Consider the following 24,015-nt stretch of genomic DNA (forward strand, 5'->3'; position numbering starts at 1 on the left):
TTCCCGTCTCATCCTCTCTCGGATCTTTTCCCCTCTTTCAGGGCAGCCTTGCGACTCAGCCGGATCCGGCCCTGGGGATCGATATCGATGACCTTGACGGTGATCTCATCGCCCTCTTTGACCACGTCTTTGACCTCTTTCACCCGGTAGTCCGCCAGCTGGGAGATGTGGACGAGCCCATCGGTGCCCGGAAAGATCTGGACGATCGCACCGAAACTCAAAATCCTGACGACCTTTCCCGTGTAGATGCCCCCCACCTCCACCTCTTGGGTGAGCCTCTTGATCATTTGAATCGCCTTTTCAATCGACTCATAATTGGGCGAAGCCAATTTGACAAGGCCGGAGTCCTCCACATCGATCTTGACCCCTGTCTGGTCGATGATGGATCGGATCGTCTTCCCCCCCGGTCCGATGATCTCCCGAATCTTCTCCTGCTTCACCTGGAGGGTCACGATCCTGGGGGCATGGCGGGAGAGGTCTTTTCGGGGTTCTGCGATGGTCTCCCTCATCCGATCCAAGATGAAGAGCCTTCCCGCCCGGGATTGTTGAAGGACCCGGCTCAGGATCTCCTTGGAGATCCCTTTGATCTTGATATCCATTTGAATGGCCGTAACCCCTTCGGCCGTTCCGGCCATTTTGAAATCCATGTCGCCGATGTGATCTTCGTCGCCCAAGATGTCGGTGAGGATCGCCTCCTGGCCATCTTCGAGGATGAGCCCCATGGCGACCCCGGCCACCGGCGCCTTGATGGGAACGCCCGCGTCCATCAGCGAGAGGGAGGCGCCGCAGACAGTGGCCATGGACGAGGAGCCGTTCGATTCCAAGACCTCCGAGACGATTCGAATCGTGTAAGGGAACTTCTCGCTCGAGGGCAGGACAGGGGCGATCGCCCGCTCGGCCAAGGCCCCATGGCCGATCTCCCTTCGGGAGGGCGCCCGCAAGGGCGAAACCTCTCCGGTGCTGAAGGGAGGAAAGTTGTAATGGAGCATGAAGGACTTGTAGGTCTCCCCGAGCAGGGAGTCGATCTTCTGCTCATCCTCGGAGGTTCCAAAGGTGACCACGGCCAGGACCTGGGTCTCTCCCCTCGTGAACAAGGCAGACCCATGGGTCCTCGGAAGGATGCCCACCTCGCAGGAGATCGGCCGGATATCGGAAAGCCCCCTGCCATCGATCCGCACCCCCTTTTCAAGGATCGCCCGGCGGAGCCACCGACGGTCAGCCTCCTCGAAGGCCTTTCGGACCATCCTCTGGGTGGCCTCATCCTCGGCCTGACATTCGGTCAGGATTGCCTCATAGAGTTTCTCAAGGGACTCGCGCCGCTTCACCTTCTCCCGGATCCGGTAGACCTCTTCCAGCCGCCCTTGGACAAGGGCCATCACCTTTTCGAGGAGGGCCGGGTCAGGTTTTTGAAGCTCGACCTCCCACTTCGGTTTTCCACACCCTTGCCTCAACTCCCTCTGAAGGTCGATGACCGGTTTGAGCGATCGATGACCGAAGAGAATGGCCTCAAGGATCTCCTCCTCTTTGACCTCCTTGGCACTTCCCTCCACCATGATGATGGCCTCCTCGCTTCCGGCAACGAAGAGGTCGATGTCGCTCAACTCCAATTCGTCCGGGGCAGGGTTGAGGACATATTCGCCATCGATCCTTCCCACCTTGGCGCCTCCGATAGGGGTATCGAAGGGGATATCGGAGAGGTAGAGGGCGGCCGAGGCCCCCACCATCCCGAGGATGGAGGGGTCGTTGTCCGAATCGGCCGAAAGGACCGTGGCGATGATCTGGGTATCGTTCATGAACCCTTTGGGAAAGAGGGGCCGCAGGGGACGATCGATGAAACGGGAGATGAGGATTTCCCGGTCTGTGGGCCTTCCTTCTCGTTTAAAGAATCCTCCAGGGATCTTCCCCGCCGCATAGGTCATCTCCTGGTAATTGACGGTCAAGGGAAGGAAATCGATCCCCTCCCTCGTCTCATCCGAAGAGACGGCAGTGACCAGTACGACGGTCTCCCCATAACGGACCACTACCGCGCCGTTGGCCTGCCGGGCCACCTTCCCGGTCTCGATGGAAAAGGGCCTGCCTGCCAGATCGATCTCTAATTTCTGAATCATAGGTTTGATCACGCTCCTGTAAAGATTCTTGTTCGTTGGTCCCAGTTCGGCTCTATTTGCGTAGCCCGAGCTGATCGAGGATCGTCCGGTACCGATCCACCCGGTGCTCCTTGAGGTAGTTCAGCAGCCTCCGCCTCTGGCCGACCAGCTTCAACAGTCCCCTCCGGGAATGGTGGTCCTTCCGGTGAACCTTGAAATGGTCCGTCAGATATCGGATCCGTTCGCTGAGGAGGGCAATCTGCACCTCCGGGGATCCCGTGTCTTTCTCGTGGACTCGAAACTTCTCGATGATCTCTCTCTTTTTCTCCTGAGCCAATGTCATGAATGGCCTCCTTGAATGGAAATTGGACCTCTTGGGTTTTCCTCACCCTCCCTGGGCCTGGGATCGGCCGGTCGAATGGAAGATTCTCAAAGGTCGTAAAACCGACTGGCCGGGGTCAGCGGGATCGATCCCATCGGCCCTCAAGGCCGTCTCCAAAATCGCCACCAATCCCAGGTGGGGGGATGTCATGCGGATCTTCTGCCCTTTTTCAAAAGGGGGGAGAAGGGGTTGGGGAAGCAAATCCCCGACGCGTAGCTCCTGTCCCTGCCGTACCTTTCGAATCAGCCGCTCATCCCCGACCATCTCGGGAAGATCCTCCAGGGCCTCCCTCAGAGGGATCAGATGCGGAAGAAGCTCCCTTGCCTGACCCATGGCCCTCAATCGCTCGATCGAAAGGGCCTTTTCGAGGGTAAACGGTCCGCTCCGGGTCCGTCTCAGCGAGACGAGGTGAGCCCCACATCCCAAATGCTGTCCGATGTCCCTTGCCAGGGCCCGGATGTAGGTCCCCTTGGAACAGGAGACCCTAAAAAGGACGATCGGAAGCGCGACGTGATCGACCTCCAGTTCATGGATCACCACCACCCTCGGCCGCCTTTCGATCTCCAACCCCTTTCGGGCGATCTTGTAGAGCGGCCTTCCTCCTACCTTCACTGCAGAAAACATGGGAGGGACCTGTTCAATCTCTCCACGAAAGGAGCGAAAGACGGCCTCGATCCGCTCCGGGGTGAGGTCCTCCCACGGTTTTCGCCGGACGATGTCTCCCGTGAGGTCATCGGTCCGGGTCTCCTCACCGACCTTGAGCGCTCCCTCGTAGGCCTTGGGCTCCTCCGGCAGAAAGGGGATCAGCTTGGTGCCCTCGTTCAAGGCCACAGGGAGAAGGCCCGTAGCAAAGGGATCGAGGGTCCCTACATGGCCGGCCTTTCGGATCGAGAACCTGGACTTGATCTCCCGGACCACATCGAGAGAGGTGAGGCCCTCGGGTTTATCCACGAGGAGGAGACCGTCAATCCTCATCCTTCCCCTCCCCCTCTTGCCGATGTAAGGCGTGGAAGACCTGACCGATCCGGACCGAATATTCGATGGAAGGATCGAACTCGAAGCGTAATTCGGGCGTGTGGCGAAGGTTGACCCGCCTGGCCAGCTCCCGCCGGATGTACCCCTTGGCGCTGTTCAAACCCTCCAACGCCCTTTCCCTCTCTTCGATGGTCCCGGGGACGCTGAAGCGGATCCTCGCCAAGCGGAAGTCTCCGGTGAGTTTCACCCGCGTGATGGTCACCTGTTCTACCCGGGGGTCCTTGACCGTCCTGAGAAACAGCTCGGCCACTTCCTTCCGGATCAAATCCGCCACCCTGTCGATGCGTTTCCCTTCCATGCCTTTCTTCGGGAGGTGAGAACGACCCCCTCCCCCTCATTTTAAACCCTTGATCATCTCCTCGGGTCCCAAAGGCTTACACGGAGAGAATTTCCATCTCCGTGTGGATGAGCTCTCCGAGGCTCATCCGCTCGATATAATCGATCACCTTGTCCAGACTGGAGTTGATATGCCTTCGATCGTTCCCCACCGTGCATATCCCGATCTGAGCCCTTTGCCAGAGATCGTGATCCCCGACCTCCGAGATGGACACGTTGAACCGGTGCCTCACCCTGTCGATGATCTTCCTGAGGACGTGGCGCTTTCCCTTCAGGGAGTGATTCTCGGGGATACGAAGATCGACTTGGCAGATTCCAATCACCATCGCTTCCCTCCCGCAGGACCCTTCCCGTTAGGTTAAACGGGGACGGACCTCCTCCATCTCGTAAGACTCGATGATATCTCCGGGTTTGATGTCGTTAAAATTCTCCATCCAGATCCCGCATTCCAGACCCTGGGTACACTCCTTCATGTCGTCTTTGAATCTCCGGAGGGAGGAGATCTTCCCGTTGTAGATCACGACATTGTCTCGGAGCAGTCTGGCGTGGGAACCCCGGACGACCTTTCCATCGGTGATGATGCTGCCGGCCACCACGCCCACCTTCCGGATGTTGAAGAGCTGGAGGACCTGGGCCCTCCCCAAGATATGCTCCCGATAGGTGGGCTCCAAGAGCCCTTCCATGGCCTTCTTGATGTCCGAAATGGCATCGTAGATGACAGAATAGGTCCGGAGGTCGACCTTCTCTTGCTCGGCGAGGGCCTGGGCCTTCGGCACCGGTCGAACGTTGAACCCGATGATGACGGCGTTTGAGGCAGAGGCCAGGTTGACGTCGGTCTCCGTGATGCCGCCCACGCCGTCGTGGATGATGTTCACCTTGACTTCGTCCGTGGAGAGTTTTTTCAGGGCCTCTTTCATCGCCTCGATCGACCCCTGAACATCCGCTTTGAGGACCACGTTCAGTTCCTTGATCTCCCCCTTCTTGATCTTTTCGTAGAGCTCTTCGAGGGAGACCTTGCTCAGCTTGGCCAGCTCTTTAGACCGGATCTTCTCCTGACGGTAGAGGCTAATTTGTCTTGCGATTCTCTCGTCCGGGACGACGATAAAGGCCTCCCCGGCCTCCGGGACGTCGCTAAACCCCAGCACCTCCACCGGCGTGGAGGGTCCGGCCTCGTCCATCTTCTGCCCCTTGTCGTTGAGCATGGCCCTCACTTTGCCGTAGTGGGCCCCTGCAAGGAAGACATCGCCTGGCCTGAGGGTCCCTTCCTGAATTAGCACCGTCGCCACAGGACCTCGGCCTTTATCCAGTTTGGATTCGATCACCACGCCCCGGGCAGGCTTGTTCGGGTTGGCTTTCAGTTCCAGGATTTCGGCCTGGAGTAGGATCAACTCCAGAAGCTCTTTGATCCCGATCTTCTGCTTGGCCGAGATCTCGGCAAAAAGGGTCGTCCCGCCCCACTGCTCAGGGACCAATCCCAGTTCCGACAGCTCCTTTTTCACCTTTTCCGGATTGGCATTGGGTTTGTCAATCTTGTTGATGGCCACGACGATCGGAACCTTCGCGGCCCTGGCGTGGTCGATGGCCTCTTTCGTCTGGGGCATCACACCATCGTCGGCCGCCACCACCAGGACCACGACATCGGTCACCTGAGCCCCTCGGGCCCGCATGGCCGTGAAGGCCTCGTGACCAGGGGTATCGATGAAGACGACCCTCCCGTGGTCGAGATGGACATCATATGCCCCGATATGTTGGGTGATGCCACCGGCCTCTCCCTCGACGACGTTCGTTTTGCGGATCGCATCGAGGAGCATGGTCTTTCCGTGGTCCACATGTCCCATGATGGTAACGACAGGGGGACGGGGTCTCAAATCCTCGGGCCGGTCTTCCTTTCTTTCGAGGATCTCCTGCTGTTCGATGGAGACCCGCTCGACCTCATACCCGAATTCGCTGGCCGCTAAGGAGGCGACATCGGGATCGATCATCTGATTGATCGTCGCCATCACCCCGATGTCCATCAACTTTTTGATCACATCGGATCCCTTCACCCCCATTCGTTTGGCGAGATCGCCCACCGAGATGGCCTCGGATATCCGGATGATCCTCTTGATCGGCTTGGGGACGGTGATCTCCGGCTTCTGGGAGGTTTGGACCACCAGCTTCTTCTTCACGGGCTTGAAGGGCCTCGGGGTTGGTATCTCGGGTTCGACCTCGGGGGGTTTCTTATCTTCCGTCTCATCCAGGAAGAAGTCCTCTTCCTGGATCCTCCTCTCCTCGATCTGTTTTCTCTTCTTCAAGACCCCGATCTTCTTGGATTGGAGGAGCTCCTCTTTGGTGAGGAATTTGGCACCCAATTTTTTGAGGGTCTCGGCGCTTCCCTTCTCCTCGACCAGGGTCTTCTTCGCCTTTTTGACTTCCTTCTCGGCTTCGACCTCCGCCGGCGCCTTCTCTTCGGCCGAGGCCTTCTCCTGGGAGAGGTCTCGAATCTCGACCTTCATCCCCGTTACCTCTCCTTCCACTTTGACCACTTTTTCTACCGGTGGCTCTGTCCTCTCCGGCTTCGCCACCGCCCCCTCCGGTTTCTCCTCCTTTTTGACCTCTTTCTTGACCTCCTTCTTGGCCTCTTTCTTGGTCGCCTCCGGCGCTTTTTCTTCGCCAAGGGAAGGTTTGGCTTTCGGTCTGGCGGGCTCTTTGGGAGGTGCGGAAGGAGGTTCGGCATGAGGTTCGGCAGGCGGTGCCGGGGCCTCCAGGGTCGGTGGAGGGGAAGGTTGGGGTTGGACTTCAAGGCTTCTCGTTCTCCGCCGGATGACGGTGGGCTTAATCCGTTTCTCCACCACCTCTTTCTGATCGTCCTTTTCGATAATCCTCTCATCCGAGGGGAGAGAAGGGCTTTCCGAAGCCTCCGCCTTCTTCTCCTTGACCTTGACACCCATCTGTTTCAACTTCTTCAGGAGCTTATCATCCCCTACGCCGACTTCGCTGGCCAGGTCGAGGACTTTTACCTTCCCCATCCCATTTTCCTCCTTATCCGCCTTGCGATCGATGGATTCCTCAAATCTTCACACGATTCAGGATCACCATGCTCGAGGAGCGTCAACCCTCTGTCGATTGTCTTCCACCTCAAACCGTGGGGTTTGAAAGGGTTTGGATCTGCTCCTGGCCCTCGATCCTCTTTAAGGCCAGCCTCTTTTGGGCCGCCTTTAAACAGGAGATCTCGGGACACAGATAGACCCCCTTTCCCCCCTGTCCCCGGACCAACTTGGTCTGTCCGCCCTCGAGAACGCGGACGAAACGGATCATCTCCGACTTCTTCCTTCTGGCCCGACAACCGATACACATCCGAACCGGGAGATGGCCTCTTCGACTCATGGGGTTTTACGATCGAGGTATTCCTTGGCCGCCTGGATCAACTTTTCGGCCTTCTTTTCACCGATCCCCGGAAGCAGGGCGAGCTGTTCGACGTCGGTGCGGAGGAGATCCTGGATATGGTGGAACCCGTGGTTTTTCAGCAGATCGGAAAGTTTCTCACCCACCCCTTCCAGCATCTCGATGGGATCGTCTCCCAAGGCCTCGCCCTCCGCAGGAGCACCTCCCTCCTCCCCTTTCGAGTGGGCCAATTGGCCGGCCGTCTGGACGATCTCCGCGGCCTTTTCCCGATCGATCCCCAGAAGTCTCGCCAAGTCGTCTGGATCGGCCTCCCCTATCTCCCGGAGGGATCGGAACCCTTCTTGATGAAGGAGGCGACTTCCGACCTCTCCGATGTGAGGAAGTCTTTTGAAGCTCTCGATAATCTCGGCCGAAAGCTTCTCCATCTTCGACTCGCTCTTGATATCGATCTTCCAACCGGTCAACTTGGAGGTCAGACGTACATTCTGGCCTTTCTTGCCGATGGCCAACGAAAGCTGGTCATCCGGCACGACCACATCCATATGTCGCTCCTCCTCGTCGATATAGACCCTGGAGACCTTGGCAGGGGCCAGGGCATTGCACACATATTTGGCGGGGTCCTGGGACCAGGGGATGATATCGATCCGCTCCCCCCGGAGTTCCTGGACGACATTCTGGACCCTCGAGCCCTTCATCCCCACGCAGGCCCCTACCGGATCGACATCCCGGGCTGAACTATAGACCGAGATCTTAGCCCGCTCTCCGGGCTCCCGGGCCGCGCTGATGATTTTGATGATCCCCTCCGCGATCTCGGGGACCTCCAATTCGAACAGCTTGATGAGAAACCCTGGATGGGTTCGGGAGAGGAAGATCTGAGGGCCCTTGGTATTCTTCTGGACGTCGAGGATGAACGCCCGGATTCGGTCTCCTTGCCGGTACACTTCTCCGGGAATCTGCTCTTTGGCCATCAAGATGGCCTCGGCCCTTCCGATGGAGATGTAGAGGTGGCCCTTCTCCATCCGCTGAACCGTTCCGCTCACGAGGGTTCCCTTTCGATCCTTAAATTCATTGTAGACGTTCTCTCGCTCCGCATCCCGGACTTTCTGAATGATCACCTGTTTGGCCGTCTGGGCCCCGATCCGACCGAAGTCGGTGTTGAGCTTTACCCCTAAGCTGTCCCCCACCTGGGCCTCGCTGTCCAGTTCTCTGGCCTCTTCAAGCTGGATCTCCGTGGCCGGGTCGGTCACCTCCTCGACGACCTGTTTAAATTGGAACAGCTCGACCTCGCCGATCTCTTCGTTGTACCGAACTTCGATCTCCCCATGATGGCCGTACTTCTTCCGGGAGGCCGTGAGAACGGCTTGCTCGAGGGCCGCGATGATCACCTTTCGATCGATGCCTTTGTCCTTTCCGACCTGCTCGATCACATAATTCAGATTGCTTGGCATAGTTCCTCTCTCCTCCTTACTCCAATTCTAATCTGGCTTTGGCGATGGATTGGAGCGGAATATGAACCATGGTATCGTTGACGTTGAGTTCGATGCCCTGATCGACCACCCTCATGAGCCTGCCTTTAAAATGGCGCTGGTTGCCGATGGGCTCGTTCGTGCTCACCTGGATCAGCCGGTTTTGGTACCTCAGAAAATCCTTCCTGGACTTGAGGGGCCGGGTCAACCCTGGGGAAGAGACCTCCAAGCGATAAGGATTGGCGATGAGATCCTCCACATCCAGGATCCTGCTCAGGGTTTGACTGACTCGGCTACAATCGTCCAATGTCACCCCGCCTTCCTTGTCGAGGTAGAGGCGAAGGACCCACCCCATCGCCTCCCTTCGATATTCGATCTCCACGCACTCCATCCGCTCCTCTTCAAGGATGGGGGTGAGAAGCTCGGATACCCGCTGGATGATGGACTCGCGGGACATGGACTCCCCTTTCCCTCAAGGGCTATAAAAAAAGCGGGCAACCCAAGCCCGCTTTTTCAGCAGACCCTCATTATCAACTATTATATACTACACTTTTTTTACAAATGCAAGCCGTTTCGAGAAGATTTCCTCCCGGGAGGTTCGGGCTTCCTCGGCGATCCCGAAGAGGAAAGGCGAGGGGGCCCCCTTCATCGACCCATTAATCCAACTGGTCCAGGGAGGGAGGTGGGGTGGACCCGGGCCCACGGAGGATCTCAATTTCGCGGCTCAGTCTGCGGATCATCCGCTCGTTCTGCCGAAGGGATCGTTTGAGCTGATATCTCTGGTAAAAATCTCCAATCCCCCCGATTAAGATCCCGAGAAACACGGAGAGGAGAATGATGAGAAAGAGGGGAAGGTGAGGGGCCTCCCAGCTTCGATCGTACAGGGGATAAAGGCCAAACCGGAGAGAGACCTCCGCCCGGTTCTGGAGGGAAAAAAGGATGACAAAGACGAAGACGATCATCATCAGAATGGTTTTGACCCAGCTCATGTCGTTCTCCTTCCACCCCTCCCTTTCCGTTTTGGGGCCTGGTTCACAAAGGCCTGACGAAGTTTTTGGAAGGTCTTCGAAAGGTGTTCGGGCATGATTTTCGTCTCCCCGATGATGGGCATAAAATTGGTATCTCCAGACCAACGGGGGACGATATGGAAATGGAGGTGATTCTCGCCCGCCCCGCTCACTTTCCCGATGTTGACCCCGATGTTGAATCCCTCGGGTCGAAGGGAGGCCTTTAAGACCCGGAGAGAAATCTTTAACAGATCCATGAGTTCTTTCGACTCCGAAGGGGTCAGCGCCTCCAGATCGGTTAGGTGGCGGCTGGGCATCACCATGAGGTGGCCATTGTTGTACGGATAGCGATTCATCATGACGAAGCCATGCGTCCCACGAAAGAGGACGAGTCGCTCTCGGTCCGTTTTCGGATCCGGTGGAAAACAGAAAATACAACCATTCCCCTTTTTCTCGAGGATGTAGTCCATTCTCCATGGGGCCCAGAGATGTTTCATCGCCTCTCCTTCCAAAAAGTGGGAACATCCGTTGCGTAACGGCCTGCTGGCCTAGGCTTTCCGGGGTGGGAAACAGAAGGGGGATGGGGCTGAGAGTCCATGGGGGGCTCAGACAAAACGACCCTGATCGAGGTAGAGATAGTGCCTCCAGGACGGAGGAGGATCTTCTATCCCCAGACACTGGGTCAATAAGGGAATCCAGATCGGGGCCTTAGGTTTCTTCATCAAACGCATGCCGGCCTCTTCGGGCGTCCTCCCCCCTTTTTTGAGATTGCAACTCAAACAGCACGTGACCACATTGGTCCATTCCGTTTGACCCCCTCTGGAACGGGGCAGGACATGGTCATAGGTCAGCTCCTTCGGGTCGAAGGGGTGTCCGCAATACTGGCACACCCCCTTATCCCGGACATAGAGGTTCTGTCTCGAGAATTTGACGGTGGGCGTCCTCCTCCGGACCAAACGGTACAGGCGAATCACTGCGGGAAGCTGGATGGAAATGTGGACGCCCCGGACCACCCTCTCGTAGACTTCGATCACTTCGACCTTCCCGAGCATGACCATCACCACGGCCTTTTTCCAGGTCACCACTCTCAAGGGTTCGTAGGTCGAATTGAGAAGTAATGTCCACTCCACGGCGGGCCGGGTAACTTTCTGAGATTAAACACGTCTTATGGTTTCTTAACGAGTTTCTCGTGGGTTGTCAAGTTCTCCGATCATGACCTCCCTCTGGCCTGGCCCATTTTTTCGGCCCGGAGGCTGGACATTTTAGACGAAATCGTTTATTTTAAACTTCACTCGCGGGGAGTAGCGCAGCCTGGTAGCGCGCTTGGTTCGGGACCAAGAGGCCGGCGGTTCAAATCCGCTCTCCCCGACCACTCTATTCCATCCCTCGCTGAGACGGTCCCGGGATGCCGCCCGCAATCTTCATCGCCCTTTTCGGCTATCTTTTGGGTTCGGTCCCAACCGGACTTCTCTTGACCCGATGGTTTTCCGCGCCCGATCCCCGGACGTCGGGGAGCAAGAACATCGGGGCCACCAATGTCTACCGCACCTCTGGGAAGACCTTGGGCCTCCTCACCCTCCTCGGCGACATCCTCAAAGGGATCCTTCCTGTCTGGATAGGACTTCGATGGGGGATTGAGGATCAGTGGGGAGTGAGCGCGGATCAGTGGATCGCCTTCATCGGATTGAGCCCGTTTCTCGGCCATGTCTTCTCGATCTTCCTCGGGTTCAAGGGTGGAAAAGGCGTGGCCACCGCCTTGGGGATCTATCTCTCCCTCTCTCCCATGGCGGTCCTCATCGAAGCGATCCTCTTCGCCGTGGTCCTCTGGAAATGGAGGTATGTCTCCCTCGGATCGATCCTCTGTGCCGGAACGATTCCCATCCTGATTGCCTATTTTCGAAGCGATTCTCAGGCCTATTTCGTCATGAGCGTCATCATGGCAGGCCTGATCCTCTTCCGACACCAGGCCAATATCGGGAGGTTACTCCAAGGAACGGAACATAAATGGAGGGGATGATTGGCCTTCAAAGGCCGACCTAAAGCCTTTTCAAGGCCATTCGGGTTCGCCTCTCCCTTTTTGAAAGCCTCCTCCCCGGCCTTTCCCTTTCCTCTGTCTCTTCCGCCAGCCTCTCCTCCCCACCGGAATCGATCGCCGACAATCTTTCTCGAAACGCCTCCGAAGAGACGACAGCAACCGATCTTCGGTTGGCAAAAGAACCGATCTCCCGGTCTGAGGAGACGACCACCACTCCGGATCCCTTCTCCTGGATGATCCTTTTGATCACCTCGTCCGCCCTCTCCCCTGCCTTCGAAAAGAGGACCTCGACCCCTTTCCTCCGCTCCTTCCTCTCGGTGGGCCAACCCCCCTGCCATCCATCGAAGACGACGAGGATATCCAGAGACCGGATTTGCCGATACCGGGAAAGGGTTTCGAGGAGGCGATCCCTCTCCATCTGAAGCCTGGAGGAGCTGAAAGGGGTGGAGGGGCGACCGGAATGGAGGAGGTTATATCCATCGATGAGCAGAAGCATACCCACCTTTCGAGGCCAGCTCGCCTCTATTCCTTCTCCCTTCCGAAGGCCGGGAAGGGCCGCTCAAAGATATTCCAACCACTCTCTGAACTCCGGATCCTTCCCCTTGACGATGTTAAAGAAAGCGGCCTGGAGTTCCCGTGTGATGGGGCCCGGCCTTCCCTCCCCGATCTGGCGGCCGTCGACTTCGCGGATAGGGGTGATTTCCGCGGCCGTTCCCGTAAAAAAGGCCTCGTGGGCGGTGTAGAGTTCGTCCCGGGTGAACTTGTCCTCCACTACGGGGATCTTCCTCGCCTTGGCGATCTGGATCACCGAATCCCTGGTGATCCCAGGGAGCACGGAGGTAAGGGGGGTCGTCTTCAACATCCCGTGTTTCACGATAAAGATGTTCTCCCCGCTCCCTTCGGCGACGTAGCCTTCGGTATCGAGCATCAACGCCTCGTCAAATCCCAGCTCGATCGCCTCCTTCTTGGCAAGGACGGAGTTGACATAATTCCCCGCGATCTTGGCCTTCGTCATCATCACGTTGACATGATGGCGAGTGTAGGAGGAGGTTTTGATCCGGATGCCCTTCTCCAGGGCCTCGTCACCGAGGTAGGCCCCCCATGACCAGACGATAATGGCCACCCGAACCGGGTTCTCTCCGGGGTAGACGCCCATGGCCCCTTCTCCGATGAAGGCAAGAGGACGGATATAGCCGGCCTTGAGCCGATTGGCCCGAAGGGTCTCCTTACAGGCCTCCGCCAATTCCTTTTTCGTATAGGGCAATCGCAGCGTGCCGATATGGGCGGAGTCGAAAAACCGGTCGATGTGCTCCCTGAGCCTGAAGATCGCAGACCTCCCATCCTCGCATTCGTAGCAACGAATGCCCTCGAAGATGCCCAGACCATAATGCAACGTGTGGGTCAAGACGTGGACCTTTGCCTCGTCCCAAGGGATCAACCTTCCGTCCATCCAGATGGTCTCAAGTTTTTGAACCATACCCGCTCCCCTCCCTCTCGGTCTCGACTGTGTGAAACCCCTTTTTACACCATTTTGGTCCAATTGTCAAAACATTCTTCGGTCTGTTTGAAGGACCTAAAGAGATGGTTCGGAGGGGGTGAGGAGGCGAATGGGGAGCCGGTGGGAAAGGATCGATTTCGCTGTCTGAACCCCGAACAGGAGCTCGGAGAAGCGATCTTCCCCCTCCCCAAAAGAGAGGCTCAGCTGGTCCATCCATGGCCGATCCTCCGGGAATCGGTCCAGGTGATCGACGAACCCCTCGAGGAGGACCTCTGCCAGCTTCCCGCAATCGACCTCGTAAGCCTCTCCATAAGGAAGAGAGAGGCAGATATGGGAAGCCTTCAGGTTTCCGATGGTCTGGATGAGGGTTGGGGCAAGCCGCCTCACGGTGAAATAGCTATAAGCCCGGACGCTGCCCAGCCCGAAGAGGAGGATCCATTGGGGAAGGATCCGCCCCTGCGAAGGGATGAGGGTCCGTTCGATCCACTCCCCCGTAAGCCGCCCCTCCCTAAGGAGTCGGGAAAGCCTTCCGTTGAGCCTCCAATCCAGCAAGCCAGCAGTGCCCTTCAGGGGCCTTTCGTCCCCGAAGAAACCCGAGATCAACAGATCCCCTTCCTGTTCGACCGGCCTTTCTTTGGTGACGATCACATCCATCGATCCGTTCTCTCAGAGGGGCTTCCGGATCACCTCGTTCTGGATGCGGTCCAAGAGGCCGTTGATGAAATTTCCCGACTCTTCCGTCCCGAACCGCTTCCCGAGATCGATGGCCTCGTTGAGGGTGACTTTGGGAGGGATGTCCTTGCAGTAGAGCAGTTCGTAGATGGCCATCCTCAAAATATTCCGGTCGATGATCGTCATTCGGTCCAGGCGCCAGTGCTCGGAATGTCCTTCGATGATCGGGTCGATCTCCTTTTGGTGCTCGACGACCCCGAGGACGAGCCGTTGGGTCAATTCTTCATCCCCTCCGGCAGAGGGGAAGTGCCCCTTCATCTCCTCCAGGGCCAGGAGGGCATTCTTCTTCGTGATTTCGATCTGATAAAGAACCTGGAGGGCGATCTCCCTCGCTCTTCTTCGCCGACCCAACGACCCTCTTATTCCTTCCCGATCTCCCTCATGAGATTGGCCATCTCGATGGCGGTCATGGCTGCATCAAATCCCTTGTTGCCCACCTTCGTCCCAGCCCGTTCGATCGCCTGTTCGATGTTGTCGGTCACCAGCACACCGAAGGAGACGGGCACCTCGTGCTCGAGGACGACGCTGGCGATCCCCTTGGTCACTTCTGTCGCGATATAGTCGAAGTGCGGCGTAGCCCCTCGAATCACGCACCCGAGGCAGACGATGGCATCGTAGTGTCCGCTTTTGGCCATTTTTTTGGCCGCCAGAGGAATTTCAAAGGACCCGGGGACCCTCACCACGGTGAGGTCCTCCTCCACGGCTCCGCTCCGCCGCAGGGCATCGAGGGCGCCTTCCAATAGACGATCGCTGATGAAATGATTGAACCGGCTCACGACGATCCCGAATTTGAGCCCCTTTGCTGTCAGCTTGCCTTCGATCACTCTGATCATCTCCCGCTCCTTTCCCAGATCCCACCCCCCGGCCGTCTCCCCCGTCGTCCCCTCGGTCCTCCTCTACTCGACCGTTTTGATGGAGAGGATGTGCCCCATCTTCTTGGCCTTGGTCTTCAAATATTCGATGTTCTCCTGATGCGGCTTGGTCTCGATCGGAACCCTTTCCACCACCTCGATCCCGTATCCTTCGAGGCCCTTGATCTTTTTGGGGTTGTTGGTCATCAACCGGATCTTGCGGAGGCCGAGGTCGACCAGGATCTGAGCCCCGATCCCATAATCCCTCATGTCGGCCTGAAACCCGAGGGCCTCGTTGGCCTCCACCGTATCCTTCCCCATATCCTGGAGGCAGTAGGCCTTCAACTTGTTGACCAGGCCGATGCCCCGTCCCTCCTGTCTCATGTAGAGGATCACCCCTTTGCCCTCCTTTTCGACCATCGCCATGGCCTGATGGAGCTGCTCCTGGCAATCACACCGTTTCGATCCGAAGACGTCCCCTGTCAGGCACTGGGAATGGACCCGGACCAGGACCCTGTCCTCCGGATGGATGTCTCCCTTGACCAGGGCGAGATGGTGGAAGGGATCGACATCGTTTTCATAGGCGATGGCCTTAAAAAGACCTCCGTACTTTGTCGGAATGTTGGCCTCTGCAATTCGCCGGACGAGCCTCTCCTTCCGAAGTCGGTACTTGATCAGGTCGGCGATGGTGACGATCTTCAGGCCGTGTTGTTCTGCAAATCGCTTTAGGTCCGGCATCCTGGCCATCGTGCCGTCCTCGTTCATGATCTCGCAAATGACGCCTGCCGGTTTGAGGCCAGCGAGCCGGGCCAGATCGACCGAGCCCTCGGTCTGTCCTGTGCGGACCAGGACACCTCCGGGCCTCGCCCTCAGGGGAAAGACATGGCCGGGCGAGACCAGGTCTTCGGGTTTGGCGTTGTCGTCGACCGCCGTTAGGATGGTCGTGGCCCGGTCTGCCGCGGAGATGCCGGTGGTCACCCCCTTTCTCGCATCGATCGAAACGGTGAAGGCCGTCTGGAACCGAGAGGTATTGTCCGAGACCATCATCGGAAGTTTCAACTGGTTCAACCGCTCCTCGGTCAAGGAGAGGCAAATCAATCCCCTGCCGTATTTCGCCATGAAATTGATGGCCTCGGGCGTGACCTTCTCCGCCGCCATGGTGAGGTCGCCCTCGTTTTCCCGGTCTTCATCGTCGACCAGGATCACCATCTTTCCTTGCCGGATATCCTCCAGCGCCTCTTCAATGGTGCTGATCATCTGAGCCTCCATCGTCTTCGACATACCCATGCTCTTTTAAGAAGGAAAGGGTCAAACCCTCGGCCCCCCGGGGTGGATGCCCGAGGAGGCGTTCTACATACTTCCCCAAGAGGTCGGCTTCGAGGTTGACCGCATCGCCGACCCTTTTATCGATCAAGGTGGTCTTCTCAAGGGTGTGGGGGATCAACAAGAGGGAGATCACGTTTCCCCGGATCTCATTGACCGTCAAACTGACCCCATCCACCGCGATGGAACCCTTGGGCACGAAATAGCGTAAGAGATGATTTGGGACCTCGATCTCGAGGCGAATGAATTCTCTTCCGACCTTCTTTTCAACGATCGTGCCGGTGCCGTCGATATGCCCGGTGACGAAGTGACCTCCCAGGCGGCTGCCAATCCGAAGCGCCCTTTCGAGATTGACCCTCTCTCCCACCTTCAACTGCCCCAGGGTACTCTTTTTGACCGTCTCTTCGGAGAGATCGAATGCGAAGGCCATTCCCTTTTGCTCCGTGACGGTCAGGCAAACCCCATTTATACTAATACTATCACCGAGTTGCACCTCTGTCAATCGATCGGGGAAAAGAACCGTAAGCCTTTTCCCTTCTCCTCTTTGATCGATTCTCAATACCCTCCCCGTTCCTTCTACGATTCCGGTGAACATCGCCGTCTCGGATATCCCACGACCAGAAGGTCTTCTCCCAGCCTCCTGACCTGCATTCGCTCAACCCGGATGGCCTCTTCCAGCTTATCAACTCCCCTGCCGCTAAAAATCCCCGGGGCTTGGTCACCTCCGATCAACTTAGGGGCAAGAAAGAGGAAGATCTTGTCGACCAGCCCCACGCTGAGGAAGGCGTTGTTGATCTGTCCTCCTCCCTCGACCATGAGGCTCACCATCTCCATCTGTCCCAGTCTTCGAAGAAGGGCGTTGAGGTCGACCCTTCCTTCTATGGGATCGACGATCAGGAGGTTCACCCCCCTTTTCGCAAAGCATTCGATCCTCTCTGCGGGGGCAAGCGAGGTGGTGGCGATGATCGTCTTCTCAGGCCGCTCTTCGATCACCTTCGCTCCCTCAGGGGTTCTGAGACGACTGTCGAGCACCACCCGAAACGGATCCCGCCCGCCCCTGATCCGCGCCGTCAGCAGAGGGTCGTCTCTCAGAACCGTATCGACCCCTACGACCACGGCGTCTACCTCGTTCCTCAACCGATGGACGAAGCGTCTCGATTCCTCCCCGGTGATCCACTTCGACTCTCCAGAGGGGGTGGCGATCTTTCCGTCGAGAGTCGAGGCGACCTTTAAAGAAACAAAGGGCAGTCCGCTCTGAATATACTTTGAGAAGGCCTCGTTCAACGCCCGGGAGGCCTCTTCGCAGACGCCCACGTCCACCTGAAGGCCCGCTTCCCGAAGCAAGCCAATCCCCCGTCCCTGGACCAGGGGGTTGGGATCGACCATCCCCACGACCACTCGCTTCACCCCGGCCTGGATCAGCGCGGGCGCGCAGGGCGGGGTTCGACCCTGATGGACACAGGGCTCGAGGTTGACATAAAGGGTGGCCCCTTTGGCTTCAGGCCCCGCCTTTTTTAAGGCGACGACTTCTGCGTGATCCTCACCCGCCCGAACATGGTAGCCTTGGCCGACCACCCTCCCCTCTTTCACCAGGACCGCCCCGACCATCGGATTGGGCGAGGTCCGACCTCTGCCCTTTTCGGCAAGCCTCAGGGCCCGCTTCATCCAATAGGCGTCTTCCGTTGGGAACGGGTGGGGCATCCCTCTACTTTCGAGGCTTCGCCTCTTCCCTGTTTCCGAGAAGCTCTTTCAACTCATCCATAAATTCCTGGATGTCTTTGAACTGCCGGTAAACCGAGGCAAAACGGACATAGGCCACGCCGTCGAGACGGTGCAGTTCCTCCATCACCTTCTCTCCGATCTCCGCGCTCCGAACCTCCCTCTCCCCTCTCTCCTGAAAATAGGATTCGATTCGATTGGCGATCTTCTCCAGGACGTTGATGCTGATGGGCCTCTTCTCGCAGGCCTTCCTCAACCCGTTTAAAATCTTGCCCCGGTTGAAAGGCTCTCGCCTCCCGTCCTTCTTGATCACCATGGGGAGCGATTCCTCGGCCCGCTCGCTCGTGGTGAACCGTTTCTGACACCTCAGGCATTCCCTTCTCCGCCGGATCGTCTCTTTGTCCTTGGCCAACCGGGAATCGACCACCTTGCTCTCGGAATGCCCACAGAAAGGACACTTCATCTCAGTGATGCGATGGCCCTTTGGAGGCGGTCCCCCTTTTCGGTCTCCGACTGAACTGTTCGATCTTCACCTTCGAGGCCCTGAGCATCTCCTTGGCCAGGGGATCCGCATACCCCTCTTCATAGACGACCCGGACGATGCCGGAATTGATGATCATCTTGGAACAGATGATGCATGGATGATTGGTGCAATAGAGGGTGGCCCCGCAGATTTCGACCCCGTGATAGGCGGCCTGGATGATGGCATTCTGCTCGGCGTGAAGCCCCCGGCAGAGTTCATGCCGTTCTCCAGAGGGGATGCCGAGGGTCTCCCTGAGGCAACCGATGTCGAGGCAATGGGGGAGCTGAGAGGGGGCCCCGTTATATCCCGTCGTCAATATCTTCTTGTCTTTGACGAGAATGGCCCCCACCTGTCTCCGAAGACAGGTCGACCGCTTCGCCACCAGATGGGTGATGTCCATGAAGTACTCATCCCAGGTCGGTCGACGGGGATCGTCTCTTCGCTTTTTGCCTGAACTCACGGCGAACCTTGAGAGGATTGCCTGAAGAAGGCCCCCTACCCTCTTCCCGTTCCTAAATAGAACATGGTCAGGGTGGCCAGGGGAGGGGTTCGATCGCGATGCGGGGGTCGGGGTTTGGCCCCTCCGCTTCAGCCCGTTTTGTCCTGGGTGACGCCGGAAGGATCCCCTGGGAGATCTCCTTCGGCCGAGATGGGGGGCCTGAAATTCTTTTCCTCGAGCCTTTCAATCTGTTCGAGCCGACGCTTGTGTCTCCCTCCGCTGAAGGGGGTCTCCAACCACACCTTGACGATCTCCTTGGCCAGTTCTCGGGCGACGATTCTCCCGCCGATGACCAGGATGTTGGCATCGGTATGTTCGCGGCTCAACCGTGCGGAGAAGAGGTCTTGGACCAGAGCCGCTCTCACCCCCCGAAATTTATTGGCGACGATCGACATCCCGATCCCCGTCCCGCAGATCAGAATGGCCCTTTCCAATTCCCCTCTGGAGACCTTTTCGGCGGCCCGGATCCCGTAGTCGGGGTAATCCACGGCCTCTCCGCTGAAGGTCCCAAAATCGAGGGGCTCATGGTTCAGCTCCCGGAGAAAGGATTTAAGGGCCTCCTTGAGCTCATATCCCCCGTGGTCGCAGGCCAAGCCGATCTGCATCAATCCATGCCCGTGAATTTTTTAAAGATGAGGGTGCAATTGGTTCCCCCGAAGCCAAACGAATTGGACATGCCCACCTTCACTTCCTGCCGCCTGGCCACGTTGGGCACATAGTCGAGATCGCATTCGGGGTCGGGCTCCTCGTAGTTGAGAGTGGGCGGGAGGATCCCATCTCGGATCGACAGGACGGTGAAGATGGCCTCCGTGCTCCCTGCGGCGCCCAAGAGGTGACCCGTCATCGATTTGGTGGCGCTGATGGGGATCTCTTTGGCCCGTTTCCCGAAGACCGCCTTGATCGCCAAGGTCTCGGTGAGGTCGTTAAGGGGGGTGGAGGTCCCATGGGCATTGATATAATCGACCTCCTCCGGCTCCAATCGCGCATCTTGGATGGCCATCCTCATGCACCGGATCGCCCCGTCCCCATCCGGTGAAGGAGCGGTGATGTGGTAGGCATCGCCGGTGTAGCCATAGCCAACCAATTCCGCATAGATCTTTGCGTTTCTCCTCAGGGCGAACTCCATCTCCTCGAGGATCATGATCCCCGCGCCCTCGGCGATCACGAACCCATCCCGGTTCTTTTCGAAGGGCCTGCAGGCCTTCTCCGGCTCGTCGTTCCGCGTGGAGAGGGCCTTCATGGCATTAAACCCGCCGACGGTAAGGGGCGTGATGTTGGCCTCCGTCCCTCCTGCGATGATCACATCGGCGTCCCCATAGACGATCGCCCGGAAGGCATCTCCGATGCAGTGCGCTCCGGTGGCGCAGGCCGTCACGAGGCATGTGTTCGGTCCCTTGGCCCCGTAATGGATGGCGATCTGACCCGAGGCCAGATTGGCAATGAGCATGGGGATGAAAAAGGGGCTAATCCTCCCTGGCCCCTTTTCCAGGAGGATTTGGTGGTATCTTTCGATCGTGGGAAGGCCTCCCAACCCCGTCCCGACGATGACGCCGACCCGCTCACAGTTTTCCGGCGTGATGGTCAATCGGGCGTCTTCAATGGCCTCCTTCGTCGCCGCGAGGGCATACTGGATGAAGAGGTCCATCTTCTTGATCTCTTTCTTCTCGATATAGAGCTCGGGGTTGAAACCCTTCACCTCGGCGGCAATCTGGGTTTCAAACTTCTCCGGGTTGAATCGGGTAATCCGGCCGATGCCCGTCTTGCCCTCACAGATATTCCTCCAGGCCGTCTCGACCCCGATGCCCGTCGGGATGACCAACCCCAATCCGGTGACGACGACTCTCCTTCTCAATCTCCTTCCCCCTTTGGGGATCGATCCTTACAGGGTTGAGCGGGGGAAAGGGGTGTCCCTTCCCCCGACCTCCTCGATCCCCTTCCGAAGCGCAAAAAGGTCCGAAGAAGCGAGGACCTGCCTCTACTGGGCGATATGGGACTTGATATATTCGATCGCATCGCCCACGGTCTGGATCTTCTCTGCATCCTCGTCGGAGATTTCCATGTTATACTCCTCTTCCAGCGCCATGACCAGTTCCACCAGGTCGAGGGAGTCGGCCCCCAAATCATCGACAAACTTGGCTTCGGGCGTCACCTCGCTCTCGTTCACCCCCAACTGTTCTACGATGATCTCTTTGACCCTTTTCTCAATGTCCATCGGATCTACCTCCTCACATGTAGATGCCACCGTTCACATTCAATACCTGTCCGGTGATATAACGGGATCGCTCGGAAACGAGGAAGAGCACGGCCTGGGCCACATCCTCCGGCTGCCCCAGTCGTTCCATCGGGATCATCCGAATCAAGGTCTCCCTTACCTTTTCGGGGATGGCATCGGTCATGGCCGTCTGGATGAACCCCGGGGCGATCGCGTTGACGTTGATCCCCCTGGAGGCAAATTCCCTCGCGATCGTTTTGGTGAAGCCGATCACCCCCGCCTTGGAGGCGGCATAGTTGGCCTGACCCGGGTTTCCCATCTCGCCGGAGACAGAGGCGATGTTGACGATCTTCCCGCTCTTCTGTTTGGCCATGTGGCGAAGGGCAGCTTTGGTGCAGTGGAAGGTCCCTTTGAGGTTGACATCGAGGACCGAGTCCCAATCCTCTTCGGTCATCCTCAAGATCAGACGGTCGCGGGTGATGCCAGCATTGTTGACCAGGATATCGATCCGGCCAAATCGTCCGACGATGGTCTCGACCATCTGTTCGACTTCGTTCCAGAGGGCCACATTGGCCTGGAGGGCCAAGGCCTGTCTTCCGAGGGCCTCGACTTCCATAGCTGTTTCCTTGGCTTTTTCGATGTTAATGTCCGAGATCGCCACATCCGCCCCGTTTTCGGCGAGAAGCAGGGCGATGGCCCTTCCGATCCCCTGGGCCGCCCCGGTCACCAAGGCGACTTTCCCTGAGAGTTCCACCTCGATCTCCTTTTCATGAAAGCTGTTGAAGCGATGGAATATCCTCGACGTTGGCCGTTTCGACCTTCGGATCGATCCGCTTCATCAAACCCGTAAGGACCTTTCCCGGCCCGATCTCAATGACCCTCTCCACCCCCTCCTCGATCATCAGGCGCATCGACTCCTCCCATCGGACCGGGCTCGACACCTGTTCCACTAGAAGGGGTTTGACCCTCTCCGGTTCCGAATTGGTTTTGGCCTCTACGTTGGTGACGACCGGCACCTGGAGCGAGAAGACCGGTGTCTCTTGTAACACCTCTTTCAACCGGAGTCCAGCGGATTTCATCAATGGGGAATGGAAGGGGGCGCTTACCTGAAGAGGGATCGCCTTCTTCCCTTTCTGCTTGACCAGATGGATGGCCCGTGACACGGCCTTGGCATGGCCAGCGATTACGATCTGGCCGGGACAGTTGAAATTGGCAGGGGTGAGGACCTCACCGTCCGAGGCCTCCTGGCAGATCCTTTCCACGTCCTCTCTCTCCATGCCGAGGACGGCGGCCATGGCCCCCTCGCCCACCGGAACGGCCTCCTGCATGAACCTGCCCCGCAGACGAACCACCCGAACGGCATCGGCAAAGGAAAAAGCCCCCGAGGCGACCAGGGCGCTGTATTCTCCAAGGCTATGTCCCGCCATCAGCGCGGGCTTGACCTCTCTCTCGCTCTGGAGCACCCGAAGGGCGGCGATGCTGACCGTCAGAATGGCGGGCTGGGTGTTCTCCGTCAATTTCAGGGCCTCCTCCGGACCTTCAAAGCAGAGCTTTGAGATGTGAAACTTGAGGGCCTCGTCGGCCTCTTCGAACACCTCACGGGCCACCTTAAAATGGTCGTAAAGGTCCTTGCCCATTCCGACCGATTGGGAACCTTGGCCCGGAAAGATGAAAGCGGTCTTCTTCGGCTCCATGGTCCTCCTCTTCCCCTGAACCCCTTCCGTCCCCCTTTAAGGCTCGACGGAAGGTCAGATCATCGCTTTCCCGCATACTCCTTGCTCAGCTCGAGGCCGATGACGTTTCGCTGGATTTGATTGGTCCCTTCGTAGATCTGGAGGATCTTGGCATCCCGCATCATCTTCTCGACAGGATATTCCTTCATATAGCCATACCCCCCGAAGATCTGGACGGCATCCGTCGTCACTTTCATGGCCGTATCGCTGGCGAAGACCTTGGCCATCCCTGAGACTTTGGAGATCTCCTTGGGGTCTTTTGAGAGGTCTATGTATCGGGCCACAGAGTAGACTAGGGCCCGGGCCGCTTCGACCAAGGTGGCCATATCGGCCAGCATATGCTGGATCGCCTGAAACGAGATGATCTTCTTTCCGAACTGCTCCCTCTCCCTGGCGTAGCGGACCGCCTCATCCAACGCCCCCTGGGCCAGGCCAACGCCCTGGGCGCCCACCCCCGGCCGGGTGCGATCGAAGGTCTTCATGGTGATGATGAACCCCATGCCCTCCTTGGCGATGAGATTCTCCTTCGGCACGAAGCAGTCCTGAAAGACCAACTCCCGGGTCGCCGAGGCCCGGATCCCCATCTTGTTCTCTTTCTTTCCGAAGCTGAAACCTGGCATCCCTTTTTCGAGGATGAAGGCGCTCGCCCCCCTTGGCCCTTTGGAGCGGTCCGTCATGGCGATGACGGTATAGATCTCGGCCTCTCCTCCGTTGGTGATCCACTGCTTCGTCCCGTTGAGAAGATATCCACCCTCCGTCCGCGTGGCGGTGGTCCGGATCGAACCGGCATCGCTTCCCGCATCGGCCTCGGTCAACCCGAAGGCCGCCAGTTTCTTTCCGCTGGCGATGTCCGGTAGATATTTTCGCTTCTGCTCGGGACTCCCGAAGAGCATGATGGGATGGGCTCCCAATCCGCTGGCCGCATAACTGGTCGCCACGCCCAGACAGACGCGGCTCAGCTCTTCGACGGCCAGACAATTCTCGAGCACCCCCCCGCCGAATCCGCCGTACTCCTCTTCGATGGAGACCCCGAAAAGCCCCGCATCTGCACAGACCTTCAGGATCTCCCAGGGGAATTCTCCGGTCTCGTCCAATTCTGCCCGAACGGGCAGGATCTTCTCGAGGGCGATCTTTCGAGCCAGGTCCTTGATCGATTGCTGATCAGGGGTCAGAAAATAGTCCACGCTCTCTTC

29 protein-coding genes and 1 tRNA gene are annotated in these 24,015 nt (G+C 57.9%); 2 read left to right on the plus strand and 28 right to left on the minus strand.

What is annotated here, in order from left to right; translation table 11 throughout:
* Positions 1-8 precede the first annotated feature (8 nt).
* From pnp to N3G78_00425, 12 genes are all read right to left on the minus strand, one after another.
* On the minus strand, positions 9-2,108 hold the full coding sequence (gene pnp / locus N3G78_00370) for a polyribonucleotide nucleotidyltransferase (protein ID MCX8116369.1): 2,100 nt from the start codon (positions 2,106-2,108) through the stop codon (positions 9-11).
* A gap of 52 nt (positions 2,109-2,160) precedes the next feature.
* Positions 2,161-2,430, minus strand: a complete 270-nt coding sequence (gene rpsO, locus N3G78_00375; GenBank protein ID MCX8116370.1) for a 30S ribosomal protein S15 — start codon at positions 2,428-2,430, stop codon at positions 2,161-2,163.
* Between the two features lie 42 nt (positions 2,431-2,472).
* Positions 2,473-3,444 carry a tRNA pseudouridine(55) synthase TruB gene (gene truB, locus N3G78_00380; protein MCX8116371.1) on the minus strand — a complete coding sequence of 324 codons (972 nt, stop codon included), beginning with the start codon at positions 3,442-3,444 and terminating at the stop codon, positions 2,473-2,475.
* Positions 3,434-3,802, minus strand: a complete 369-nt coding sequence (gene rbfA / locus N3G78_00385; GenBank protein ID MCX8116372.1) for a 30S ribosome-binding factor RbfA — start codon at positions 3,800-3,802, stop codon at positions 3,434-3,436. Before rbfA ends, truB begins: the two co-directional genes overlap by 11 nt.
* A 76-nt stretch (positions 3,803-3,878) precedes the next feature.
* Positions 3,879-4,166, minus strand: coding sequence for a DUF503 domain-containing protein (locus N3G78_00390; GenBank protein ID MCX8116373.1), 288 nt, complete (start codon positions 4,164-4,166; stop codon positions 3,879-3,881).
* A 27-nt stretch (positions 4,167-4,193) separates the two neighbouring features.
* A complete protein-coding gene (gene infB / locus N3G78_00395; protein ID MCX8116374.1) occupies positions 4,194-6,848 on the minus strand; it encodes a translation initiation factor IF-2 in 2,655 nt (884 codons plus the stop codon).
* A 109-nt stretch (positions 6,849-6,957) separates the two neighbouring features.
* Positions 6,958-7,206: a DUF448 domain-containing protein gene (locus tag N3G78_00400; GenBank protein ID MCX8116375.1), complete on the minus strand. Its 249-nt coding sequence runs from the start codon at positions 7,204-7,206 to the stop codon at positions 6,958-6,960.
* Positions 7,203-8,672: a transcription termination factor NusA gene (gene nusA, locus N3G78_00405; protein MCX8116376.1), complete on the minus strand. Its 1,470-nt coding sequence runs from the start codon at positions 8,670-8,672 to the stop codon at positions 7,203-7,205. The genes N3G78_00400 and nusA overlap by 4 nt, the downstream gene beginning before the upstream one ends.
* A gap of 16 nt (positions 8,673-8,688) precedes the next feature.
* A complete protein-coding gene (locus tag N3G78_00410; GenBank protein ID MCX8116377.1) occupies positions 8,689-9,147 on the minus strand; it encodes a ribosome maturation factor RimP in 459 nt (152 codons plus the stop codon).
* Positions 9,148-9,346: 199 nt separating this feature from the next.
* Complete coding sequence (locus tag N3G78_00415) at positions 9,347-9,679, minus strand: LapA family protein (protein ID MCX8116378.1); 333 nt, start codon at positions 9,677-9,679, stop codon at positions 9,347-9,349.
* Positions 9,676-10,194, minus strand: a complete 519-nt coding sequence (locus N3G78_00420; protein MCX8116379.1) for an HIT domain-containing protein — start codon at positions 10,192-10,194, stop codon at positions 9,676-9,678. The genes N3G78_00415 and N3G78_00420 overlap by 4 nt, the downstream gene beginning before the upstream one ends.
* A gap of 108 nt (positions 10,195-10,302) precedes the next feature.
* On the minus strand, positions 10,303-10,827 hold the full coding sequence (locus tag N3G78_00425) for an HNH endonuclease (protein MCX8116380.1): 525 nt from the start codon (positions 10,825-10,827) through the stop codon (positions 10,303-10,305).
* Between the two features lie 165 nt (positions 10,828-10,992).
* Between N3G78_00425 and N3G78_00430 the strand changes: the two genes are divergently transcribed.
* Positions 10,993-11,069, plus strand: a tRNA-Pro gene (locus N3G78_00430).
* Positions 11,070-11,102: 33 nt separating this feature from the next.
* The gene (gene plsY, locus N3G78_00435; protein ID MCX8116381.1) at positions 11,103-11,714 is read left to right on the plus strand and encodes a glycerol-3-phosphate 1-O-acyltransferase PlsY; all 612 of its coding nucleotides are present in this window, start codon (positions 11,103-11,105) and stop codon (positions 11,712-11,714) included.
* 19 nt (positions 11,715-11,733) lie between these two features.
* Here the strand turns inward: plsY and N3G78_00440 are convergent, their stop codons facing one another.
* The 16 genes from N3G78_00440 to N3G78_00515 all read right to left on the minus strand — a co-directional run bounded on the left by N3G78_00440 (position 11,734) and on the right by N3G78_00515 (position 24,006).
* Positions 11,734-12,228, minus strand: a complete 495-nt coding sequence (locus N3G78_00440; protein MCX8116382.1) for an NYN domain-containing protein — start codon at positions 12,226-12,228, stop codon at positions 11,734-11,736.
* A 63-nt stretch (positions 12,229-12,291) separates the two neighbouring features.
* The gene (locus tag N3G78_00445) at positions 12,292-13,209 is read right to left on the minus strand and encodes a branched-chain amino acid transaminase (protein ID MCX8116383.1); all 918 of its coding nucleotides are present in this window, start codon (positions 13,207-13,209) and stop codon (positions 12,292-12,294) included.
* A 96-nt stretch (positions 13,210-13,305) separates the two neighbouring features.
* A complete protein-coding gene (locus N3G78_00450) occupies positions 13,306-13,884 on the minus strand; it encodes a hypothetical protein (GenBank protein ID MCX8116384.1) in 579 nt (192 codons plus the stop codon).
* A gap of 12 nt (positions 13,885-13,896) precedes the next feature.
* Complete coding sequence (gene nusB, locus N3G78_00455) at positions 13,897-14,313, minus strand: transcription antitermination factor NusB (GenBank protein ID MCX8116385.1); 417 nt, start codon at positions 14,311-14,313, stop codon at positions 13,897-13,899.
* A gap of 8 nt (positions 14,314-14,321) precedes the next feature.
* Positions 14,322-14,795, minus strand: a complete 474-nt coding sequence (ribE, locus tag N3G78_00460; GenBank protein MCX8116386.1) for a 6,7-dimethyl-8-ribityllumazine synthase — start codon at positions 14,793-14,795, stop codon at positions 14,322-14,324.
* A 63-nt stretch (positions 14,796-14,858) separates the two neighbouring features.
* Positions 14,859-16,070, minus strand: a complete 1,212-nt coding sequence (locus N3G78_00465; GenBank protein ID MCX8116387.1) for a bifunctional 3,4-dihydroxy-2-butanone-4-phosphate synthase/GTP cyclohydrolase II — start codon at positions 16,068-16,070, stop codon at positions 14,859-14,861.
* On the minus strand, positions 16,054-16,731 hold the full coding sequence (locus N3G78_00470) for a riboflavin synthase (GenBank protein ID MCX8116388.1): 678 nt from the start codon (positions 16,729-16,731) through the stop codon (positions 16,054-16,056). Before N3G78_00470 ends, N3G78_00465 begins: the two co-directional genes overlap by 17 nt.
* Positions 16,713-17,837 (minus strand): bifunctional diaminohydroxyphosphoribosylaminopyrimidine deaminase/5-amino-6-(5-phosphoribosylamino)uracil reductase RibD, encoded by a 1,125-nt coding sequence (gene ribD, locus N3G78_00475; protein MCX8116389.1) that lies wholly within the window; start codon positions 17,835-17,837, stop codon positions 16,713-16,715. Before ribD ends, N3G78_00470 begins: the two co-directional genes overlap by 19 nt.
* A 4-nt stretch (positions 17,838-17,841) precedes the next feature.
* Positions 17,842-18,318: a transcriptional regulator NrdR gene (nrdR, locus tag N3G78_00480; protein MCX8116390.1), complete on the minus strand. Its 477-nt coding sequence runs from the start codon at positions 18,316-18,318 to the stop codon at positions 17,842-17,844.
* Position 18,319: 1 nt separating this feature from the next.
* Entirely contained in the window at positions 18,320-18,838 is a 519-nt protein-coding gene (locus N3G78_00485; protein MCX8116391.1) for a cytidine/deoxycytidylate deaminase family protein, read from the minus strand.
* A gap of 128 nt (positions 18,839-18,966) precedes the next feature.
* Positions 18,967-19,482, minus strand: a complete 516-nt coding sequence (gene rpiB, locus N3G78_00490; protein ID MCX8116392.1) for a ribose 5-phosphate isomerase B — start codon at positions 19,480-19,482, stop codon at positions 18,967-18,969.
* Positions 19,482-20,729 carry a beta-ketoacyl-ACP synthase II gene (fabF, locus tag N3G78_00495; protein ID MCX8116393.1) on the minus strand — a complete coding sequence of 416 codons (1,248 nt, stop codon included), beginning with the start codon at positions 20,727-20,729 and terminating at the stop codon, positions 19,482-19,484. The genes rpiB and fabF overlap by 1 nt, the downstream gene beginning before the upstream one ends.
* A gap of 123 nt (positions 20,730-20,852) precedes the next feature.
* Positions 20,853-21,089, minus strand: coding sequence for an acyl carrier protein (gene acpP / locus N3G78_00500; GenBank protein ID MCX8116394.1), 237 nt, complete (start codon positions 21,087-21,089; stop codon positions 20,853-20,855).
* Between the two features lie 13 nt (positions 21,090-21,102).
* Entirely contained in the window at positions 21,103-21,843 is a 741-nt protein-coding gene (gene fabG / locus N3G78_00505; GenBank protein MCX8116395.1) for a 3-oxoacyl-[acyl-carrier-protein] reductase, read from the minus strand.
* Between the two features lie 13 nt (positions 21,844-21,856).
* Positions 21,857-22,783 carry an ACP S-malonyltransferase gene (gene fabD / locus N3G78_00510; protein ID MCX8116396.1) on the minus strand — a complete coding sequence of 309 codons (927 nt, stop codon included), beginning with the start codon at positions 22,781-22,783 and terminating at the stop codon, positions 21,857-21,859.
* Positions 22,784-22,842: 59 nt separating this feature from the next.
* The gene (locus tag N3G78_00515) at positions 22,843-24,006 is read right to left on the minus strand and encodes an acyl-CoA dehydrogenase family protein (protein MCX8116397.1); all 1,164 of its coding nucleotides are present in this window, start codon (positions 24,004-24,006) and stop codon (positions 22,843-22,845) included.
* Positions 24,007-24,015: the final 9 nt, after the last annotated feature.

It is taken from the genome of Thermodesulfobacteriota bacterium (genome assembly GCA_026415035.1).
GTDB lineage: Bacteria > Desulfobacterota > BSN033 > BSN033 > UBA1163 > RBG-16-49-23.

Coding starts and splice junctions, on each gene's coding strand:
- pnp (MCX8116369.1), bottom strand. CDS start 2,108: ATGATTCAGAAATTAGAGATCGATCTGGCAGGCAGGCCCTTTTCCATC.
- rpsO (MCX8116370.1), bottom strand. CDS start 2,430: ATGACATTGGCTCAGGAGAAAAAGAGAGAGATCATCGAGAAGTTTCGA.
- truB (MCX8116371.1), bottom strand. CDS start 3,444: ATGAGGATTGACGGTCTCCTCCTCGTGGATAAACCCGAGGGCCTCACC.
- rbfA (MCX8116372.1), bottom strand. CDS start 3,802: ATGGAAGGGAAACGCATCGACAGGGTGGCGGATTTGATCCGGAAGGAA.
- N3G78_00390 (MCX8116373.1), bottom strand. CDS start 4,166: ATGGTGATTGGAATCTGCCAAGTCGATCTTCGTATCCCCGAGAATCAC.
- infB (MCX8116374.1), bottom strand. CDS start 6,848: ATGGGGAAGGTAAAAGTCCTCGACCTGGCCAGCGAAGTCGGCGTAGGG.
- N3G78_00400 (MCX8116375.1), bottom strand. CDS start 7,206: ATGAGTCGAAGAGGCCATCTCCCGGTTCGGATGTGTATCGGTTGTCGG.
- nusA (MCX8116376.1), bottom strand. CDS start 8,672: ATGCCAAGCAATCTGAATTATGTGATCGAGCAGGTCGGAAAGGACAAA.
- N3G78_00410 (MCX8116377.1), bottom strand. CDS start 9,147: ATGTCCCGCGAGTCCATCATCCAGCGGGTATCCGAGCTTCTCACCCCC.
- N3G78_00415 (MCX8116378.1), bottom strand. CDS start 9,679: ATGAGCTGGGTCAAAACCATTCTGATGATGATCGTCTTCGTCTTTGTC.
- N3G78_00420 (MCX8116379.1), bottom strand. CDS start 10,194: ATGAAACATCTCTGGGCCCCATGGAGAATGGACTACATCCTCGAGAAA.
- plsY (MCX8116381.1), top strand. CDS start 11,103: ATGCCGCCCGCAATCTTCATCGCCCTTTTCGGCTATCTTTTGGGTTCG.
- N3G78_00440 (MCX8116382.1), bottom strand. CDS start 12,228: ATGCTTCTGCTCATCGATGGATATAACCTCCTCCATTCCGGTCGCCCC.
- N3G78_00445 (MCX8116383.1), bottom strand. CDS start 13,209: ATGGTTCAAAAACTTGAGACCATCTGGATGGACGGAAGGTTGATCCCT.
- N3G78_00450 (MCX8116384.1), bottom strand. CDS start 13,884: ATGGATGTGATCGTCACCAAAGAAAGGCCGGTCGAACAGGAAGGGGAT.
- ribE (MCX8116386.1), bottom strand. CDS start 14,795: ATGATCAGAGTGATCGAAGGCAAGCTGACAGCAAAGGGGCTCAAATTC.
- N3G78_00465 (MCX8116387.1), bottom strand. CDS start 16,070: ATGATCAGCACCATTGAAGAGGCGCTGGAGGATATCCGGCAAGGAAAG.
- N3G78_00470 (MCX8116388.1), bottom strand. CDS start 16,731: ATGTTCACCGGAATCGTAGAAGGAACGGGGAGGGTATTGAGAATCGAT.
- ribD (MCX8116389.1), bottom strand. CDS start 17,837: ATGCCCCACCCGTTCCCAACGGAAGACGCCTATTGGATGAAGCGGGCC.
- nrdR (MCX8116390.1), bottom strand. CDS start 18,318: ATGAAGTGTCCTTTCTGTGGGCATTCCGAGAGCAAGGTGGTCGATTCC.
- rpiB (MCX8116392.1), bottom strand. CDS start 19,482: ATGCAGATCGGCTTGGCCTGCGACCACGGGGGATATGAGCTCAAGGAG.
- acpP (MCX8116394.1), bottom strand. CDS start 21,089: ATGGACATTGAGAAAAGGGTCAAAGAGATCATCGTAGAACAGTTGGGG.
- fabD (MCX8116396.1), bottom strand. CDS start 22,783: ATGGAGCCGAAGAAGACCGCTTTCATCTTTCCGGGCCAAGGTTCCCAA.